The sequence below is a fragment of the Streptomyces sp. NPDC047079 genome, from assembly GCF_040643755.1.
Taxonomy (GTDB): domain Bacteria; phylum Actinomycetota; class Actinomycetes; order Streptomycetales; family Streptomycetaceae; genus Streptomyces.
Map to the genome: position 1 here is coordinate 213,492 of NZ_JBEYUZ010000004.1, position 18,465 is coordinate 231,956.

Annotated in this window: 16 protein-coding genes; 9 read left to right on the forward strand and 7 right to left on the reverse strand. The window is 69.9% G+C overall.

The genetic code is table 11. The features are described from left to right. Positions 1–26: 26 nt before the first annotated feature. Both ABZ823_RS08000 and ABZ823_RS08005 read right to left on the reverse strand, forming a co-directional pair. The gene (locus ABZ823_RS08000) at positions 27–1,550 is read right to left on the reverse strand and encodes a 4-hydroxyphenylacetate 3-hydroxylase N-terminal domain-containing protein (protein WP_361655279.1); all 1,524 of its coding nucleotides are present in this window, start codon (positions 1,548–1,550) and stop codon (positions 27–29) included. Next, positions 1,550–3,367: a non-ribosomal peptide synthetase gene (locus ABZ823_RS08005; RefSeq protein WP_361655282.1), complete on the reverse strand. Its 1,818-nt coding sequence runs from the start codon at positions 3,365–3,367 to the stop codon at positions 1,550–1,552. Before ABZ823_RS08005 ends, ABZ823_RS08000 begins: the two co-directional genes overlap by 1 nt. A 216-nt stretch (positions 3,368–3,583) precedes the next feature. Here ABZ823_RS08005 and ABZ823_RS08010 point away from each other — a divergent pair, with 216 nt between their 5' ends. From ABZ823_RS08010 to ABZ823_RS08030, 5 genes are read left to right on the forward strand one after another with little or no spacing between them, the layout of a single operon-like run. Next, complete coding sequence (locus ABZ823_RS08010; protein ID WP_361655285.1) at positions 3,584–4,240, forward strand: class I SAM-dependent methyltransferase; 657 nt, start codon at positions 3,584–3,586, stop codon at positions 4,238–4,240. A gap of 27 nt (positions 4,241–4,267) precedes the next feature. Further along, on the forward strand, positions 4,268–5,179 hold the full coding sequence (locus tag ABZ823_RS08015) for an acetaldehyde dehydrogenase (acetylating) (protein ID WP_361655288.1): 912 nt from the start codon (positions 4,268–4,270) through the stop codon (positions 5,177–5,179). Continuing rightward, positions 5,176–6,222, forward strand: coding sequence for a 4-hydroxy-2-oxovalerate aldolase (dmpG, locus tag ABZ823_RS08020; RefSeq protein ID WP_361655290.1), 1,047 nt, complete (start codon positions 5,176–5,178; stop codon positions 6,220–6,222). The genes ABZ823_RS08015 and dmpG overlap by 4 nt, the downstream gene beginning before the upstream one ends. Continuing rightward, entirely contained in the window at positions 6,219–7,247 is a 1,029-nt protein-coding gene (locus tag ABZ823_RS08025; RefSeq protein ID WP_361655292.1) for a beta-ketoacyl-ACP synthase III, read from the forward strand. Before dmpG ends, ABZ823_RS08025 begins: the two co-directional genes overlap by 4 nt. A gap of 32 nt (positions 7,248–7,279) precedes the next feature. Beyond that, a complete protein-coding gene (locus tag ABZ823_RS08030; RefSeq protein WP_039658261.1) occupies positions 7,280–7,507 on the forward strand; it encodes an acyl carrier protein in 228 nt (75 codons plus the stop codon). 55 nt (positions 7,508–7,562) lie between these two features. Here the strand turns inward: ABZ823_RS08030 and ABZ823_RS08035 are convergent, their stop codons facing one another. The 3 genes from ABZ823_RS08035 to ABZ823_RS08045 are packed head-to-tail and all read right to left on the reverse strand — an operon-like array spanning position 7,563 to position 10,038. After that, positions 7,563–8,342 carry an SDR family oxidoreductase gene (locus ABZ823_RS08035; protein WP_361655295.1) on the reverse strand — a complete coding sequence of 260 codons (780 nt, stop codon included), beginning with the start codon at positions 8,340–8,342 and terminating at the stop codon, positions 7,563–7,565. A gap of 2 nt (positions 8,343–8,344) precedes the next feature. After that, entirely contained in the window at positions 8,345–9,496 is a 1,152-nt protein-coding gene (locus tag ABZ823_RS08040; protein ID WP_361655297.1) for a pyridoxal phosphate-dependent aminotransferase, read from the reverse strand. A 2-nt stretch (positions 9,497–9,498) separates the two neighbouring features. Then, positions 9,499–10,038, reverse strand: a complete 540-nt coding sequence (locus ABZ823_RS08045) for a phosphopantetheine-binding protein (protein ID WP_361655300.1) — start codon at positions 10,036–10,038, stop codon at positions 9,499–9,501. A gap of 274 nt (positions 10,039–10,312) precedes the next feature. On the opposite strand from ABZ823_RS08045, the gene ABZ823_RS08050 reads away from it, so the two are divergent. Then, the gene (locus tag ABZ823_RS08050; RefSeq protein WP_361655303.1) at positions 10,313–12,496 is read left to right on the forward strand and encodes a molybdopterin-dependent oxidoreductase; all 2,184 of its coding nucleotides are present in this window, start codon (positions 10,313–10,315) and stop codon (positions 12,494–12,496) included. 130 nt (positions 12,497–12,626) lie between these two features. On the opposite strand, the gene ABZ823_RS08055 is transcribed toward ABZ823_RS08050, so the two are convergent. Together ABZ823_RS08055 and ABZ823_RS08060 are read right to left on the reverse strand one after the other, a co-directional pair. Continuing rightward, positions 12,627–12,770, reverse strand: coding sequence for a hypothetical protein (locus tag ABZ823_RS08055; RefSeq protein WP_361655306.1), 144 nt, complete (start codon positions 12,768–12,770; stop codon positions 12,627–12,629). Positions 12,771–12,840: 70 nt separating this feature from the next. Beyond that, the gene (locus ABZ823_RS08060; protein ID WP_361655308.1) at positions 12,841–13,950 is read right to left on the reverse strand and encodes an NAD-dependent epimerase/dehydratase family protein; all 1,110 of its coding nucleotides are present in this window, start codon (positions 13,948–13,950) and stop codon (positions 12,841–12,843) included. A 1,064-nt stretch (positions 13,951–15,014) separates the two neighbouring features. Here ABZ823_RS08060 and ABZ823_RS08065 point away from each other — a divergent pair. The 3 genes from ABZ823_RS08065 to ABZ823_RS08075 are packed head-to-tail and all read left to right on the forward strand — an operon-like array spanning position 15,015 to position 18,452. Next, positions 15,015–16,502: an FAD-linked oxidase C-terminal domain-containing protein gene (locus ABZ823_RS08065; RefSeq protein ID WP_361655310.1), complete on the forward strand. Its 1,488-nt coding sequence runs from the start codon at positions 15,015–15,017 to the stop codon at positions 16,500–16,502. Then, complete coding sequence (locus ABZ823_RS08070; RefSeq protein ID WP_361655313.1) at positions 16,496–17,170, forward strand: hypothetical protein; 675 nt, start codon at positions 16,496–16,498, stop codon at positions 17,168–17,170. The genes ABZ823_RS08065 and ABZ823_RS08070 overlap by 7 nt, the downstream gene beginning before the upstream one ends. Further along, a complete protein-coding gene (locus tag ABZ823_RS08075; protein WP_361655315.1) occupies positions 17,163–18,452 on the forward strand; it encodes a PLP-dependent aminotransferase family protein in 1,290 nt (429 codons plus the stop codon). Before ABZ823_RS08070 ends, ABZ823_RS08075 begins: the two co-directional genes overlap by 8 nt. The last annotated feature ends 13 nt before the right edge of the window (positions 18,453–18,465 follow it).

The following is an 18,465-nucleotide window of genomic DNA, read 5'->3' on the forward strand; positions in this document are numbered from 1 at the left end:
CCGGCTGATTCGCGCTCTGCGTGTCCCTAGAACGCAGGGATCCGAACCGGCGCGAGGTCGGGTGCCCGCCAACCGTCGAGGTCGTACTCGGCCAGGCAGCGATCGACGAACTCTCGGTATCCGTCCATCTTCCCATCGCCGATCTGGCCGCGGAGCAACTCGATCCTGGTGTTCTCGTGGTTGCCGGAGTAGTTGCGCTCGTAGAGGTCGTGCCGGCCACCGAACTCCGTGCCGATCGTGTCCCAGAGCAGCTTCATCACCTTCACCCGCTCGACGGCTTCGACGCCGTGCGAGCCGCGCAGGTAGGTGTCCAGGTACGGCCGGATCTCCTCATTGCGGAAGTCCTGCGCGCTGGACGGCAGGTAGATCAGTCCGCTCGCGACGTCCTGCAGCACGATCTCCCGGACCCTGTTGTAGCCGACCTGGGAGAACCACCGGTACGCCATGATGTAGTCGGGGTTCGGCAACACCGCCCCGTCCCGCCACTCCACCGGGTTCCGCGCCGCAGCGTCGGACAGCCCCCAGAACAGGTTCCGCCAGGCGAGCACCTCGCCCAGCCTCGTCTGCACGCCGTGGAAGTCGGCGGCCCCGGTGATGTCCAAAGCCTTGGCCAGCAGACCGGCCATGAACTCCAGCTTCACCGCGAGCCGCGTGCTGCCGTGGAACATGGCCCGCTCGACGAACCCGGAGTGCCCGCTGAACATGCCGACCTTGTTGACATCGCCGTAGATGAACACGTTCTCCCACGGGATCAGTACCTTGTCCAGGACCAGGATGGAGTCGTTCTCGTCCAGCCGGGACGACAGCGGGTAATCGAACGGGCTGCCGGTCGCCTCCGCCGCGGCGGAGTAGGACTGCCGGCAGATCAGCTTCAGCCCGGGCGCGTTCATCGGCACGGTGGCCGAGATGGCGAACTTGCGGTCCTTGACCGGCAGGCCGGTGTGGGCGACGAAGTTGTAGTGCGTGAGCGCGGAGTTCGTCGCGACGACCTTCGCCCCGCTCACGATCACGCCGCTGTCGGTCTCCCGCTCGACGTGCACGAACACGTCGCCGACCTGGTCCGGTGCCCGATGCCGGTCCACCGGCGGGTTGACGATGGCGTGGTTCCAGTACAGGACCTTCTCCTGCGACTCCCGGTACCAGCGCCGCGCGTTGTCGGCGAACGGGTTGTAGAAGTCCGCGTTCGCGCCGAGCGTGCCGAGCAGCGAGGCCTTGTAGTCCGGGCTGCGTCCCATCCAGCCGTAGGTCAGCCTGGACCACGCCGCGATGGCCTGCTGGTCGGCGACCAGATCGACGGCGCTGTGCGGCGTGGTGAAGAAGCGATGTGTGAAGCCGCCGGGGCCGCCGGCGTCCGTCGGAGTGGTGAGCACGTCCCGGTGTTGCGGATCGTGCAGCGCGTCGTAGAGCCGGGCGATCATCCGGGCCGGGTTGCGGAACGCCGGATGCCCGGTGACGTCGGCCACCCGTTCTCCGTAGATGTAGACCTCGCGGTCGTCACGGATGCTCTCGAGGTACTCGGCACCGGTCAGCGGCCGGGTCGGCCCCGTCATCAGGAGGCCGCCGTAGCCCGGTACGCGGCCCGCTTGGCGTCGATGTACGCCGCCAGCTCGGCCACGGTCGGGTTGTCGAACAGCTTGTTCACCGAGACCCCGACGCCGACTGCGGCGCCGATCCGGTTGCACAGCCGGATCGCCTGCAGAGACTGGCCGCCGAGGTCGAAGAAGCTGTCGTCGATCCCCACCTCGGGCACCTCGAGCAGGGAGCTGAACATCGCGCACAGCTCCTGCTGGAGCGGCGTCTGTGGCGCACGGGAGGCGACGACCTGGTTGAAGTCCGGTTCCGGCATCGCCGCGCGGTCCAGCTTGCCGTTGGCGGTCAGCGGCAGCGCGTCGAGCCGGACGAACGCCTCCGGCGTCATGTAGCCGGGCAGCTTCGTCCTGGCGTGTGCGCGTACCGCCGCCAGGTCGACCGTGCCCGGCTCGGCTACGACATAGCAGACCAGCTGCTTGTTCCCGTCTTCCCGCTCGCGTGCCAGGACGACGACTTGCGTCAGCCCCGGATGGTCGGCCAGCGCCGCCTCCACCTCGGCCAGATCGACCAGGAAGCCGAGGATCTTCACCTGGCTGTCTTCCCGGCCGACGAACTCGATCGTGTCGTCGGCGGTCCGGCGGGCCATGTCGCCGGTCCGGTACATGCGCGATCCCGGCAGGCCGAACGGGTCGGCCACGAACCGCTCGGCGGTCAGGCCGGGCTGGCCGAGGTACCCGCGGGCGACGCCTTCGCCCGCGAGGTAGATCTGGCCGACGGCGCCGGCCGGCGCGGGCGTGAGGCCCTCGTCCAGGATGTGGATGCGGATCCCGGTGAAGACGTCGCCGACCGGCACGACCTTGTCGGGTTCCGTCTCGCGGGTGATCACACAGTGCGCCGAGAACACGCTTCCCTCCGTCGCGCCGTACAGCGCGCGGATCACGATGTCGGGGCAGGCCTCGAGCACCCGGCGGACGGCCACCGGCGAGATCACGTCGCCGCCGGTGAGCACTTCGCGCACGCCGGCCAACGTCGCGGGGGACTCTTCGGCGAACACCCGGAACAGGCCGGCGGTCATGTGGAGCCCGGTGATCTCGTACTTCCTGATCAGCTCACTCAGGACCGAGGGCTCCAGCCGGCCGGGGGGCGCGACGACCACCTGGCCGCCGTGCAGCAGCGGCATCCAGATCTCGTACGCGGACACGTCGAAGGCGTACGGCGCCAACTGCAGCACCCGCGCGTGCCGCTCGACGGCCCACTGCGGATCCACCAGGAGCCGCACCACTTCCCGCTGGGTCACCGCGACGCCCTTGGGCTGGCCGGTGGAACCGGACGTGTGGATCACGTAGGCCAACTGATCGGGATGGATCCGCACCTGCGGATCGTCGATCGGTTCCCCGGCGATCTCCGGGTCGTGCACCGCGACGACCGGTACGCGGTCGGGCACGCCGGCCAGGCGCATCGCGTCGTCCACGAGCAGCAGCACGGGGCGGGCGCGGTCCACGATCAACTGCCGCCGGTCCGCGGGGTCGGCCTCGTGGACCGGCAGGTAGACCCCGCCGGCTTTGAGGATCGCAAGGAGCGCGACCACCAGATCGGCGGACCGCTCCATCAGAACCCCGACCCGATCCTCGCGGCCGACCCCGAGCCTGATCAGATGACGCGCGAGCCGGTTGGCTCGCCGGTCCAGTTCCTGATAACTCAGAGCGGCCCCGGTCGCAGCCTCGGACACGGCTGTCGCATGCGGCGTCCTGGCGACCTGCTCAGCGAACCGGGCGGGAATAGAAAAGGCTGTCATGTGCCACTCTCCGCATAGCTCTGTGTATTCGGCTGTCGTCATGAAGGAACATGCTTCGTATTCATGAGACCGGTTCCTTGCATTCCTTCATAACCATGCCAAAGGCGTCAGCCCGGATCGCCTTCTTCCTTGCTGTGCACCGTTGCCGCCTGTTCCGATGCGCAACTTCGGAGACGTTGGCCGTGTTCTTCCCTGACACGATGAACGCCGGTCGTCATACATCGGTGTCGCGAGGGGGAACCGGTGCTTGTTCATTTGGTGCTCGACGATGAGATCCAGCAATACGTGCAGGACGTGTCGCTTCGCGAGGACGACATCGCGCGCGAGCTGCGGGCGGCCACCACCTCGCAGGTGTTCGAACACAACATGTCGGCCTCGCCGGAGCAGGGGCAGCTTCTCGGCTTCCTCGTCGGGCTGATGTCGGCCAAAACCGTCGTCGAGGTCGGGGTGTTCACCGGCTACAGCACGCTGTGCATGGCCCGCGCGCTTCCACCGGGCGGCCGCCTCATAGCGCTCGACTTCAACGAGGAGTGGGCCGGCATCGGGCGCCCGTTCTGGGAGCGGGCCGGCGTCGCCGACCGCATCCAGCTCGAACTGCGCCCGGCGGCCCAGACCCTGGACATGCTGCTGGCCGACGGCGCGGCCGGCACCGTGGACTTCGTCTTCATCGACGCCGACAAGGAAGGCTACCCGCTCTACTTCGAGCGCTGCCTCGAGCTGTTGCGGCCAGGCGGTCTGATGGCGATCGACAACGTCCTTCTGACCGGCAACGTCGCGCGACCGGACATCAGCGACCCGGAGATCGACTCGATGCGTGCGCTGAACGCCACGCTGCTTGACGACGAGCGAGTCGAGCTGACCATGCTCCCCATCTTCGACGGCGTCACGCTGGCGTACAAGCGCGCCCGCGACTGAGATGTCCTCTCGCGTCAGGAGCGACGAATGACCTACAACGACTCCCAGGCAGCGGCCGGCAGGCTGTCCGTGGCGGTGCTCGGCACCGGCCTCATCGGCATCGATCTGGTGGCCAAGATCATCCGTTCCGGTCGTCTCGATCTGCGGCTGGTCGCGGGCCGCAACGAAGCCGCGCCGGCACTGCGGCGGACGGCGGCACTGGGCGTGCCGGTTTCGGCCGGGGGCGTGGAGTCCCTGGTGGACGTCGAGCACCCCTTCGACGTGGTCTTCGACGCCACCAGCGCGGCCTCCCACGCTCGGCACGTGGAGAAGCTCTCGCCGCTGGGCACGACGCTGATCGACCTGACGCCGAGCCGGAGCGGGCGGATGATCATCCCGACCGTCAACCGGGCGGACATCCCCGGCCACCGTGACCTCAGCATGGTGAGCTGCGGCGGGCAGGCGTCGGTGCCGATCCTGCACGCGATAACGCGGACCCACCAGATCGACTACATCGAGGTGGTGACGACCTGCGCCACCCTGAGCATCGGTCACGGGACGCGCATGAACCTCGACGAGTACGTGGAGACCACGCAGGAAGCGATCCGCTGCTTCACCGGTGTCAGGGACGTCAAGGTGATGCTCAACATCAGCCCCGCGCGGCCCCCGGCGACCTTCCGGGTCGCGATGTCCCTGCTGGGCCCGGATCTCACCACCGAATCGGTGTCCCCGCTGGTGGCGGCAGCCGCGGACGAAGTCCGTTCCTACGCCGGCGGCTTCGAGGTGAAGGCGTGCACCGTGGATGACGGCAAGGCGTTCGTCTCCGTCGAGGTCACCTCGTCCGGGGACCGCATCCCGCGGTACGCCGGGAACCTCGACATCATCAATTCCGCCGCGATCCTCGTCGCGGAGAGCCACGCGGCGGAACGGCTCTCGATGGCAGGCGTGGGGAAGTCATGACCGAGGCGACAGGACCGGAGACCCCGGGCAAGCCGATCCAGATCCACGACCCGAGTCTGCGGGACGGCCACCACGCCGTCCGGCACCGCCTCGGCGCGGACCAGCTGCGCGCGTACGCCCGGGCGGCGGACGCCGCGCGCGTTCCGGTGGTCGAGGTCGGCCATGGCAACGGGCTGGGCGCGTCCTCTCTCCAGGTCGGCCTCGCCAAGCTCAACGACGACGAGATGCTGTCGATCACCAGGGAAGCCCTGACGAACAGCAAACTGGGCGTCTTCCTGCTTCCGGGCTGGGGCACGGTCCAGGACATCAAGAACGCCATCGCGCACGAGGTCGACCTGGTCCGCATCGGCACTCACTGCACCGAGGCGACCCTGGCCGAACGGCACCTCGGCTTCCTGCGCGACGAGGGTGTCGAGGCGCACGGCGTCCTCCTGATGAGCCACATGGCGACCCCGGACCAGCTCGCCGAGGAATGCGCGCGCCTGGTCGGCTACGGTGCCACCGGGGTGGGCATCCTCGACTCCGCCGGCCACTACCTCCCGCCCGACGTCACCGAGCGCATCCGGGCCATCCGCGCGGCCGTCGACGTGCCGGTGATCTTCCACGGGCACAACAACCTGGGCATGGCCGTCGCGAACTCCGTCGCGGCCGCCGACGCGGGAGCGGACATCCTGGACGCGTGCGCGAGGGGCTTCGGTGCCGGCGCGGGCAACACCCAGCTGGAGGTACTGGTGCCGGTGCTCGAACGACTCGGGTACCGGACCGGCATCGACCTGTACGGGCTCCTGGACGCGGCGGACATCGCCGAACGGGAACTGATGCCCGCGCCGCCCACGATCGACTCCATCTCCGTCGTCAGCGGCCTGGCCGGAGTGTTCTCCGGATTCAAGACCCGAGTGCTCGACATCTCCGCGCGCGAGAACGTCGATCCGCGCGATGTCTTCTTCGAACTGGGCAGGCGCCAGGCGGTCGCGGGCCAGGAGGACCTCATCATGGATGTCGCGCTGGCCCTGAGAGGCGCCGGGATCGGGGACAAGCCGTGACCGGTGGCACGGGCGGGGCCGCGGATCGGGCGGTCATCTGCGGCATCGGGTACCGGGTGCCGGACCGGATCGTCACCAACGCGGAACTGTGCGCGCGTCTGAACACCTCGGAAGACTGGATCGTGGGACGGACCGGGATCTCCCGGCGCCGCTGGGTCGAGCCGGGCGAGGCGACATCCGACCTCGCGGTCCGGGCGGGCCGGGCCGCGCTCAAGTCGGCCGGCGGCGGGCAGATCGACGCCGTCGTGCTGGCGACCACCACCCCGGACCAGCGCTGCCCGGCGACCGCGCCCGAGGTGGCCTCGCGCCTCGGCCTCGGCGGTGTCGCAGCCTTGGACGTCTCCGCCGTGTGCACCGGATTCCTCTACGGCCTGGCGACGGCGGCGGGTTTCATCGCGGCGGGGCTGGCCGAGCGCGTCCTGATGATCGCAGCGGAGGCGTTCTCCACCCTGCTCGACCCGGACGACCGGACGACCCTGCCGATCTTCGGCGACGGCGCCGGCGCGGTGGTGCTGCGGCGCGGCCGGGCCGACGAGCCGGGAGCCGTCGGCCCGCTGGTCCTGGGCAGCGACGGTGATCGCAGCGAGCTGATCACGGTCAAGGCCGGCGGTGCGCGACAGCCGTTCCCGGGACCGGTCCCCGACGACGGGTCGCAGTACTTCCGGATGCGGGGACGCGAGGTGTTCCGGCAGTCGGTCGAGCGGATGAGCGCTGCGGGGACCGAGGCGCTGAACCTGGCCGGCTGGCAGCTGGGCGACGTCGACCGCGTGGTCACCCACCAGGCGAACGCGCGCGTCAGCGCCGCGCTGGCTGCGCGGCTCGGCCTGCGCCGGGACGTGATGGCACAGAACATCGCCGACGTCGGCAACACCGCCGCCGCCTCGATCCCGGTCCTGCTCGCCCAGGCGACGGCGGACGGGAGCATCGAAGCGGGCCACCGGCTGTTGCTCGTCGCTTTCGGCGGCGGCCTCACCTGGGGCGCCACCACGCTGACCTGGCCCCACCTCGAACTCCACGATGCGTAGGGCATCGGAGCTATTGGACACCGGAGGACGCAATGTACGAGCAGCTGAAGGCAATCATGGTCGATGTCCTGCTGCTGGACGCCGACAGCGTGCATCCGGACGCGACCCTCGAAGAGGCGGGCATAGACTCACTCGCCGTCGTCGAGCTGTCTTTGGTGCTCAGCCAGCACCACGGCATCGAGATCACCGACGACGAGCTGATCGAGCTCGACAGGGTGACGGACATCGCCGCCCTCATGGAGCAGCGGACCGGCCTCTGATGTCTCCCGCTGACGCCTGTGGTGGTGGGGCGGCAACAGCCGCCCCACCACCCGCTCAGGTGCGCAGGTAGGAGGCGCCGTTCAGGTCGAGGATGGCGCCGCTGGCCCACTCGGCCTGAGCGGAGGCCAGGTAGAAGACGGCAGCGGCGATCTCATCCGGCTCTGCGACGCGGCCGAACGGGCTCTGTGCCCTGATCTCGTCGCCGCTCGGCGGCTTGAGCCACTCCGTGGTCATGTCGGTGGCCACGAACCCGGGTGCCACTGCGGAGACCGCGATCCGGTGCGGCGCGAGCGCGAGCGCCAGCGACTGGGTCAACGAGTTCAGGCCCGCCTTGCTGGCTCCGTAGGCAGGCACGTCCGGCTCGCCGCGGAACGCGCCCCGTGACGAGACGTTGATGATCCGCCCACCGCGATCCCGCTCCTTCATGTGCCTGACCGCACACCAGGTCACGTTGGCCGCGCCGACCAGGTTGACCCCCAACGTCGAGCGCCACAGCTCCTGCCAGGTGGGGTAGTCGACCTCGGTGATCGGGTGCGCGACGAAGATGCCGGCGTTGTTCACCAGGACGTCCAGACAGCCCAGTTGGGCGACGGCCGAGTCCACTGCCGCCAATACAGCCTCACTGTCGGTCAGGTCGGCCTCGACGACGACATGCCCGCCGCCGTCAAGCCCGGCCACCAGTTTCTCGGCGACCTCACCCGGCACCCGGTCCAGGATCGCCACCCGGTCACCGGCCTTCGCGAACCGCCGCGCGACGGCCCACCCGATACCCCGGGCCGCCCCGGTCACGAGAACCGCGCGGCCTCCGGCCGACTCACTCACGTTCTCGGTCATGGTCAGACCCCTCTCGCCAACCTGCCGGCGGCATCGGCTATGACTTCGTCCGGAAGGGAGAAACACGCGCGAATGTACGGAAGGTCCGGTGAGTTCAGGTAGAAGGTCTCTCCGGGCACCGTTCCGACGAGGCTTCGCTGCAGCAGGATCTCCGTCGCTTCCGCCCCGGTCGTCACTCCCAAGGGCGAGCAATCGACGAACAGGTAGTAGGAGCCGTCCGGTTCGTTGGGCGACAGCCCGGCGGCAACAAAGCCTTCCGTCAGGGCTCGGCGCTTCCGGTCGTACATCGCGCGGAGGCCGCGATAGTAGTCGTCGCCCAGCCTCAGCGCCCGCGCGCCGAGTTCCTGGAGCGGAGCCGGCGGGCAGACCACGAGCGACTCGGCCGCGACCCTGACCGCGTCCATCAGCCGTTCCGGGCCGCAGGCGTAACCGAGCCGCCATCCGGGAACGCTGAACGACTTCCCCAGCGACGACACCGTCACCGTGCGCCTGCCGAGATCGCCGACGGTCGCCGGGGCGATGTGCGGGGCCGGGCCGAAGTAGATGTCCTCATAGACTTCGTCGGTGATGACGAGCAGATCGTGCTCCTCCGCGACGGCGGATATCGCCATGAGCTCGGCCATGGTGAGCCGTCGCCCGCTCGGGTTGTTCGGCGTGCAGACGATCATCGCTCGGGTGCGGTCGGTGACAGCCGATCGCAGCGCCTCCTCGGTGACCTCGAAACCCGGGCCGAAGAGCCGAACCGGCTCCGCGCGCAGGTCCAGCACCCCGAGCGCGGTCGGATAGTTGCCGTAGAAGGGCTCGAAAAGGAGCACGCCGTCTCCCGGGTTGAGCAGCGCTGTGAGCGTGGCCATGAGGGCGCCGGTCGCGCCGACGGTTGCCACGATCTGAGTCGCCGGCTCGACGCTGAGCCCGCTGCACTTCTTCAGCTTGTCGGCGACAGCTTCGCGGAAGACGGCGAATCCTTCGGGCGCGCTGTACGAATGGTCGATGTCCCGGAAATCCCGCGCGCCCTCCGCCAGCAGCGAAGGAGGCGGTGGGACCTGGCACAGTCCCTGCGCGATGTTGATGGCACCGAGCTCCTGACAACGCACCGTCATAGCGGTGATCGAGGACTCCTGCAGGCCCCGCATCCGGTTGGCGACGTCGACCATCGTCAGACCTCGGTGCTCAGCGTGTCCAGGAGCCGGTCGAGCTCCGCCGCGGTGGGCGCGTCGAAGACTTCGTTCATCGATATCTCCAGGCCGACCGCCTGGCCGACGCGGCTGGCGATCAGCATGGCGTCGATGGACTCGCCGCCCATGGTGAAGAAGTCGTCGTCCAGGCCGCACCGGGGCCTGGCGAGCACCTCGGCGAAGATCGTGCACAGCACTTCCTGGCGGGCCGATTCCGGCGACCGGTAGGGCCTCAGGCCCCGCAGATCAGGTGCCGGCAGCGCCCGCGGCTCCGGCGTCCCGTCGGAGGCCACCGGCATGGCGTCGACGACCACGATCGCCGCCGGCACCGCCGCGCCGGGCAGCGCCCCCCTGAGGTACTTGTGCAGCGCGGCCATGTCGAAGCCGGGGCTGCCGGGCACGACATAGGCCACATGGACCTGGCCGGCAGGATCCTGAGCATGTGTCAGGACGGCGGCGTCCGCGAGTTCGGGGTAAGCGGCCAGCACGTCTCGCACGTCCTGGATCGCAGCAACAGCCATCAGTCGCTCACCTTCCATGCAGGCTCCGAGCATTCCCCCACAACCTTCGCAGCCCCAGGCCTGCCGACATCCTCCCAGATTGCTCAACGACAAGGCGTTCATTCCCGCCTGGCAGTCGTATCCTGAGCATCTTTCAGAATGCTGACTCACTCCGGTCAATTCCGGGGACGGTCCCATCTCGCAGAATGCGGCTGTGGAAGAGCATGGCCTCGCGCGGGCGGGTTCCCGAATACCCTGTCGTCGGGAATCAGGCGCCATCCCCACGGGAGTAGTGGTGACCATCAAAAACATAACGGACCAGAAAATCAGGACCCGTACCGCGTACCGGACCTGTCCGCTGTGTGAGGCAGGCTGTGCTCTGCGGCTCGATCTGGACGACGACGGCCGCGTCCTCCGGGTCGCCGGGGACGAGCGGGACCCCCTCTCCAAGGGATACATCTGTCCCAAGGGTGCGGTGCTGGGAAAGGTGGACGAGGATCCCGACCGGCTGCGCAGACCACTGCTCCGCCAGGATGGCGAGTTGCGGGAGGTCGGCTGGGAGGAGGCGTTCGCCGCGGTGGACGCCGGCCTGTCCGAGGTGATCAGCACGCACGGCCGGGACGCGGTGGCGTTGTACTTCGGCAACCCGACGTTCCACACCATCGCCGCGTATCTCTACCGCCAGCCGATCACCCAGGCCCTGGGGTCGAAGAACGTGTACTCGGCCAGTACCGCGGACCAGATGCCCAAGCAGGTCGCCTGCGGCCTGATGTTCGGCGATGCGATGGCGATCGGGGTGCCGGACCTGGATCACACCGACCACCTGCTGATATTGGGTGCGAACCCGGCGGAGTCCAACGGCTCGCTGTGCGCGGCTCCGGACTTCGCCGGGCGTCTCAAGGCTCTACGACGGCGGGGTGGGAAGGTGGTGGTCGTCGACCCCCGGCGCACCCGCACCGCCGCGCTGGCCGACGAGCACCTGTCCGTCCGGCCCGGCACCGATCCGCTGCTGCTGATGGCGATGGTGCACACCGTGCTGGACGAGGGTCTGGAACGGATCGCTCTGCCGGTCTCCGGGCTGGAGCAACTGCGCGAGCTGGCCCGCGACTTCCCGCCGGAGGCCGTGGGACCGGTGTGCGGCATCGCGCCGGAGACCATCGTGCGGACGGCCCGGGAGCTGGCCGCCGCGCCCTCGGCCGCGGTCTACGCGCGGATCGGGACGTGCACGACGCCGTTCGGCACGGTGGCCCAGTGGCTGGTGGATGTCCTCAACACCCTGACGGGCAACCTGGACCGCCGGGGCGGCGTGATGTTCGCCGAGACGGCGGCGCTCGAGATCTTCCGGGCGGGCCCGGCGTTCTCGACCGGGAAGTGGCACAGCCGGGTGCGGGGACTGCCGGAGGTGCTCGGGGAGTACCCGGTCGCAACACTGGCCGACGAGATCGAGACTCCGGGCGAGGGGCAGGTCCGGGCACTGGTGACGGTCGCCGGGAACCCGGCGTCCTCGGCCCCCAACGCTCCCCGGCTGGCCCGGGCCATCGAGGGGCTGGACTTCGTGGTCTGCGTCGACCCGTACCTGAACGAGACGACGCGCCTGGCCGACGTGATCCTGCCGCCGCCGCGGACGCTCCAGAGTCCGCACTTCGACTTCCTGGTGCAGATCATCATGGTGCGCAACTACGCGCGCTATTCCCGCGCGATCCTGCCGCTGGACGACGACCAGCGCTCCGAGGCCGAGATCCTGGCCCGGCTGATGCTGATCGCCGCCGGGCCAGGGCCAGGCGTCGGCACCGAGCCGACCCGCGCCGAGGAGATGCTCCTCGACCAGCTCGGCATCACCGGGGAGGCGGTCGACACGCTCGACGGGGAGGACGGCACCGAGAAGATCGTGGACGCGCTGCTACGGGCCGGCGGCTACGGCCTGTCGCTCAAGGCACTGCTGGACGCGCCGCACGGCCTGGACCTGGGGCCGCTGCAATCACGCCTGCCGGCCCTGCTCCGCACCCCGGACAGCCGGGTGGACCTGGCGCCGCCGCAACTCGTCGCGGAGGCCCAACGGCTGCGCGCTTGTCTGGACGCCGAGCCGCCGGAGTTCGTGCTGATCGGCCGCCGCCACCTCCGGTCGAACAACAGCTGGCTGCACAACGTGGAGGAGCTTCGCGGCGGCACCAACCTCTGCACGCTCCAGATTCACCCGGGCGACGCCGCCCGGCTCGGCCTGGACGCCACGACGCCGGCGCTGATCGGCTCGGCGGTCGGCGAGTTGACAGTGCCGATCGAGGTCACCGACACGATCATGCCCGGCGTGGTGAGTCTGCCGCACGGCTGGGGCCACCAGGACTCCCCACAGAGGGTGGCGCGCCGGGACCCCGGGGTGAACACTAACATCCTGACCGACGACGCGGTGCTGGACGGGGTGTCGGGGACCGCTGTGTTCAACGGGGTGCCGGTGACGGTGCGGGCTGCGCCTCAGGGGTAGGGAGCGTAGGGTCGCGCGGCCGAGTCGGTCCGCGCGACCTCGAACCTGCCCTTGCGCACTGACATGGTCGGCACCCGGCTCCGCGCAAGCAGAATGCCGGAAGCGGCGGTGTCCTGCGACACCGCCGCTGTCAGACCGGCGAGCCGCTCAACCCGCCGTTCCGTTCAGCCCGCCGCGCGACATCCAAGGCAGTCCGCCGCACGTCCATGAGCGTGAGCAGCACCGGCGGGTCCAGCACGTCGGCCGGCTTCAACTGCAGGTCGGCGTCGGCCACCGACTGCGCCGGCAGGTATCGGCGTCCCGGGTGGCGCCGGGGTTGTCTGCTCCCCGGCCGGCAGCAGTTCCTATGCCCGGGAAGCCTCGGGCACGGCTGCTGCCGAGCCGGCCTGGCGGGCCGATATCCGGCCCGTGCCATGCAGCCAGCGAACCGTGTCGGCCATGGTGTCGGCGGCGGGCCGCGGGCCGATGCCGTACGTGGAGACGTCCGGGCCTACGGGGACCGCGTGCGCGCAGGTGTACACGGCGCCGTGTTCGGCAGGGATGTGCCAGGGCCAGATCCGCTGCAGCACGCCGGTCAGGGCCCCGAGCGGAAGCATCGCGCGGGCCGGAAGGAACACCGCGGGCAGCTCCCGGCCCGTCACCTCACGAAGAGTGCGGACGTACTGCTGGGTGGTCAGATACCGGTTCGGCCCGAAGTGCCGTTCCCGTGCCCCCGCCGGCTTGGCGAGCAGCTCCGCATGCAGTTCCGCAGTGTCCCGGACATCGCCCACCGGGAAGCCGCCGCGCGGCCAGACGGGCATCAGACCGCGCAGCGCGTTGCGCAGCCGGGCGTTCTGGTCACCCAGGTGGGGGTCGTGCGGCCCGAGCAGCGCCGGCGGGTAGGTGATCACCACGGGCGCGCCCTCCTCCTGGTGCAGACGGGCGATGCCTTCGGCCACGGACTTGCTTGCCAGATAGGCCTCGTGCGGCATGCCGAGGGGGGAGTCCGCCCGGATCGCCGCTTGGGCGGTGGGGTACAGCGCGCCGACGGTGGAGACGTGGACGACGGGGTCGGCCCCGGCACGCACGGCGGAACTCAGCACCAGCCGGGTGCCGCGCACGTTGGTTCTGCGCATCTCGGCGCGCCGTCTGCTGTCGAAGGAGTACACGGACGCCGCGTGCAGCACTGCGTCTGCGCCGTCGACAGCCCTGGCCACCGCCGCTGCGTCGGTGACATCACCGGTCACGACCTCGACGGCCGCCGGGTCGATACCCAGCGGCCGCAGCGCCCGGTCGGCACCGGCGGGGTCGCGGGCCAGTATCCGCACCCGCGCGCCGAAACGGAGGATGGCCGCGACGGAGTGGGAGCCGACGAAACCGGTGCCGCCCGTCACACAGACCAGCATGGTTTCCTCCTTCGTCCAGGCCGCGGGGTGCGGCGGGGTCTGTGCCGGCGCCCCGGCCGTGGCACGCATCCCGCTCATGGTGAGGTACGGGGCGCCGCTGCGCTTCTCGCGCGTTGCCCCAGTCGGTTCGGCGGGGAGCACTTCACCAGTGGCAGGCGGAGCACGGCCGAAGATGCCTGTCCCCGGCGGGGAGTGCCATCGTCGCTGTCCGTGCTGTGGACCGTGTTGCTGTTGCGCGGCTCCGGCACCACCCCTTCCGGAGGCAGGGCATGAGCGAGAGACAGACGCTGCCCCAGATCCCGCAGGGCGGCCTTCCGCCCGAATACAGCGCAGCCACGGCGCGTCCAGCCGCTACAGCGCTCATCCACGAGTTCGTGACGGCCCTGGCCGCCCTGGACCGGCAAGAAGACCGGCCTTCCGTCCCGTCGACGACTGTCCGTACCTCCGCGATGATCAGCGATACGTCCAGACCGCCAGCACCTGTGGACCTCGCGGAACGGTGCGCGGCACCGGGTGAGTGGCCGGCCGGTCCACCGGACGGGGAAGGGCCCTGGCTGGTGGATGGACACCGGCACGGGGATGCAGCTGTGCATGTCGCCTCCGGGGTGCTGGATGCCGAGGAGCAGCGGCGTGCTGCGGTCCTTGTGCGTGAGGAGGACCGCTGGTGCTGTACCGCCGCGCATGTGGCGCTGCGGATGGTTCTCGGTGCCCGGCTGGGGGTCTGCCCGGACCCGGTGGAGTTGGTGCGCGAGCCCAGCCCCGGCTGTGGTGGACCGGGTGTGGACGCGCAAGGAGGCCCGTCCCAAAGGGACCGGCATCGGTCTCGCCCGTGGCACGGCGCTTGACTGCGTTGGCGCCGGACCGGTCCCCGTCTCTCCCGCACCCGGGTGGACGGCTTCGGTGGTGAAGTCCCCCGCCGTCCCGACTGCTACGCGGCACAAGATCACTGCACGGCACCTACCGCGTCGAGCCGTTCACCCCGTTCCCAGGACGCGACCGGCCCGGCTTCCCGATCTGTGAACCCGTATCGCGCGGCGTCGGCGGCAAACCGGCACATCGGTGCCCATCTCTCGGAATGCGGTGTTCGCATCGCCGGATGGAGTCCTGCCGGTGCGCCTCGTTACGGTGCGGGAATGGATGCCACAGTCGAAGAGCTACTGGCGGTTCTGCCCGCCGATCGCGTGCTCACCGACCCGGATCTGCTGGCCGTTCACCGCCGCGACGAGGCTGACCTGTGCGCCGCGGGCACGCCGCTGGCCGTGGTGCGCCCGCGGGACACCGCCGAAGTCGCCGCGACCGTCCGGGTGGCCGCCGCACACGGTGTGCCGGTCGTCCCGCAGGGTGCGCGCACAGGGCTGACCGGTGCAGCCAACGCGGTCGACGGTGCCCTGGTGGTGTCGCTGACCGGGTTGAACCGGGTCCTCGAGATCGAGCCGGCAGAGCGGATCGCGGTCGTGCAACCGGGCGTCGTCAACGCCGACCTGAGCCGCGCCGCCGCCGAGCACGGCCTCGCCTACCCGCCGGATCCGGGCTCCTGGGAGTCCTCGACGATCGGCGGCAACGTCTCCACGGACGCGGGCGGGATGTGCTGTGTGAAGTACGGCGTCACCGGCGAGTACGTGCTCGGCCTGGAGGTCGTGCTCGCCGACGGTGAGATCCTGCGCTGCGGCCGCCGGACGGTGAAGGGCGTCGCAGGGTACGACCTGACCCGGCTGTTCGTCGGCGCGGAGGGCACGCTCGGCATCATCACCGAGATCACTGTTCGGCTCCGGCCCGCTGCCGAGGAGGTCCGGACCCTGGTCGCGCTGTACCCCACGGTGGCGGCCGCCTGCAGCGCCGTGGCGGCGGTGACCGCCGCCGGCCACGTCCCGAGCATGCTGGAGCTGCTCGACCGCACGCACCTGGGGGCGATCGAGGCATACCGGCCGATGGGCCTTCCGGGTACGGCCGCGGCGATGCTGCTGATCGCGACGGACACAGGCGACCGTGCCGGGGCCGAGTTGGCCGCGATCGCAGAGCGCTGTCAAGCCGCCGGGGCGAGCGAACTGTATGTGGCCGAGGACGCGGAGCAGGCGCAGGCGCTGACCGCTGCCCGCCGGCTGGCCCATCCGGCGATGGAACGCCTTGCGACGCAGGCGTTTCCCAGCGGCCGAGGTGGCCTCGTGGTCGACGACGTCGCGGTGCCGAGAACGCGGATCGCCGAGTTCGTCACAGGCGTCGAGGAGATCTCCGCACGACACGGCCTCCTGGTCGCGGTGGTCGGGCACGCCGGAGACGGAAACCTGCACCCGGTCATCGTGGTGGACCGGGCGGATCCGTCCAGCATGGACCGTGGGCGGCGGGTGTTCGACGACATCATGCAGCTGGGCCTCGCGCTGGGCGGCACCTGCACCGGCGAGCACGGCGTCGGCATGCTCAAACGGGACTGGCTCGCCCGAGAACTCGGCCCCGTCGGAATGCGGGTGCACCGGGCACTGAAGGCCGCGCTCGACCCGTCCGGGATCCTCAACCCCGGAAAGGTGATCGCGCCGGACTGGCCGCAAGCTGGAAGGCGGCGGCCGCCGTCCCGGCTGCGACCATCGAAGAAAACGGATGTCGCGAGGACGGTGATCCCATGGTGATGGGTGGCACAGGGCCCGCGGTGGCGGTCATCGCCGGCACCCCGTACGACACGGGGCTCGGCGCCGAACTGCTGCGCGCCGAGGGGGTGGCCGCGCAGCCGTACGCCATGGCGGCGTCGCCCGACGAGCAGGACTGGTTGCAGTACCACGACCCCGGCACCTTGGCGGCCTCGTTCCACGAGCGCCTCGCCGAGCTGCGGGCGGGCGGGACCGAACAGGCAATGCTGTTCTGCAACTCCCTGTCCGCGGTGGTGAACCATGACGGCGCGGCGTTGCCGGTCGTCTCACCGATCACGGTCTACGGCGAACTGCTGCCGAAGCTGAAGTCGTCGTTGGTGGTCACCGGGAACGCGCAGGCCCTCCTCGGCTTTGAACGGACCGCCCTGCGGATCGCCCCCCAGCATCGGATGCTCGGCGTGTCGGATTCCGCGCTGGTGCGCGGGATCGAGGCCGGTGACGTGGAGGCGGCCTTCGCCGCCTCGCACCTGCCGACCACCCTGCGCCTGGCTCAGCACCTCGACCTCGACGCCGTCGTTCTGGCCTGCACGCACTTCACCGCGCTCCTGCCGCTGATCACTGCCGTCTGCGACCTGCCCGTCATCGACGTCGGCACCCGGCTCGTGGAGCTGACGACGCTGGCCGTGACCGGATCTGCGCCCCATGGTTGAGCTGTCCCGTGCCGACCTGCACGTCTCGGTGTCCGACCCGGCCGCGGCCTCGATGAACTTCCTCAACGAGGTCGCGAGCCGGTTCCCGAACGCGATCTCGCTGGCCGCGGGGCGTCCCTACGACGGGTTCTACTCGGCCGAAGACGTGCAGCGTTACCTCGAGGCCTATCTGAACCATCTCCGCGCCGACGGACTTCCCGAGGCACAGGTGCGCGGTCTGCTGCTCCAGTACGGGCGAACCAACGGCCAGCTCCACACCCTGATCGCCAGGATGCTCGAGATCGACGAGGGCATCGTGGTGCCGCCGGACTCGGTGATGGTCACAGCGGGCTGCCAGGAGGCCATGGTCATCGCGCTGCGGGCGCTGTGTACGAGTCCTCAGGACGTCGTCCTGGCCGTCGAGCCCTGTTACGTGGGGCTGAACGGCGCGGCTCGGATCCTCGGCGTCGAGGTGGTGCCTGTGCCGGAGTCTTCAGCCGGGCTCGCGCCGGAGACCGTGGCCGAGGTGGTGCGTGCGGTCCGCGCCGCCGGCAAGCGCCCTCGCGCGCTCTACCTCGTGCCGAACTTCTCCAACCCCTCGGGCGTCTCGCTGCCCGTGTCGACCCGCCGTCGGCTGCTCGACATCGCCGGCGAGCAGGACCTGCTGCTGCTCGAAGACGACCCGTACGGCCTGTTCGGACTCGACGACGAGCCGCGTCCGACCCTGAAGTCGTTGGACACCGACGGACGCGTGATCTATCTGGGATCGTTCTCGAAGTCCTGCTTCCCCGGCGCCCGGGTGGGCTTCCTCGTCGCCGACCAGACCGTGGTCGGCGAGAACGGCCGGCGCACCCTGCTCGCCGACGAGATGTCGGCGGTCAAGAGCATGCTGACCCTGAACACCTCGGCGATCTCGCAGGCCGTCATCGGCGGCGTCCTGGTCGAGTCAGGCTGCGGCCTGCGCGCCGCCAACCGGGAGAAGATCGCGTTCTACCGGAGCAACCTGCGCACCCTGCTCGCCGCGCTGGAGAAGCACTTCCCGCAATCCGAGCGCGGCGAAGGCGCGGTGCGGTGGAACGTGCCGAGCGGCGGCTTCTTCGCGGTCGTCGACCTGCCGCTCCGGGCCGACGAGATACTTCTCGAACTCTCCGCGGAGCAGTACGGCGTTCTGTGGACGCCGATGAGGTTCTTCTACGTCGACGGCGGCGACCACTCGGTCCGGCTGTCCTGTAGCTACCTGATGCCGGAACAGATCGCAGAGGGCGTGCAACGGCTTTCCCGGCTTGTCGCAGAGAATGCATGACCCGCTGTCATTT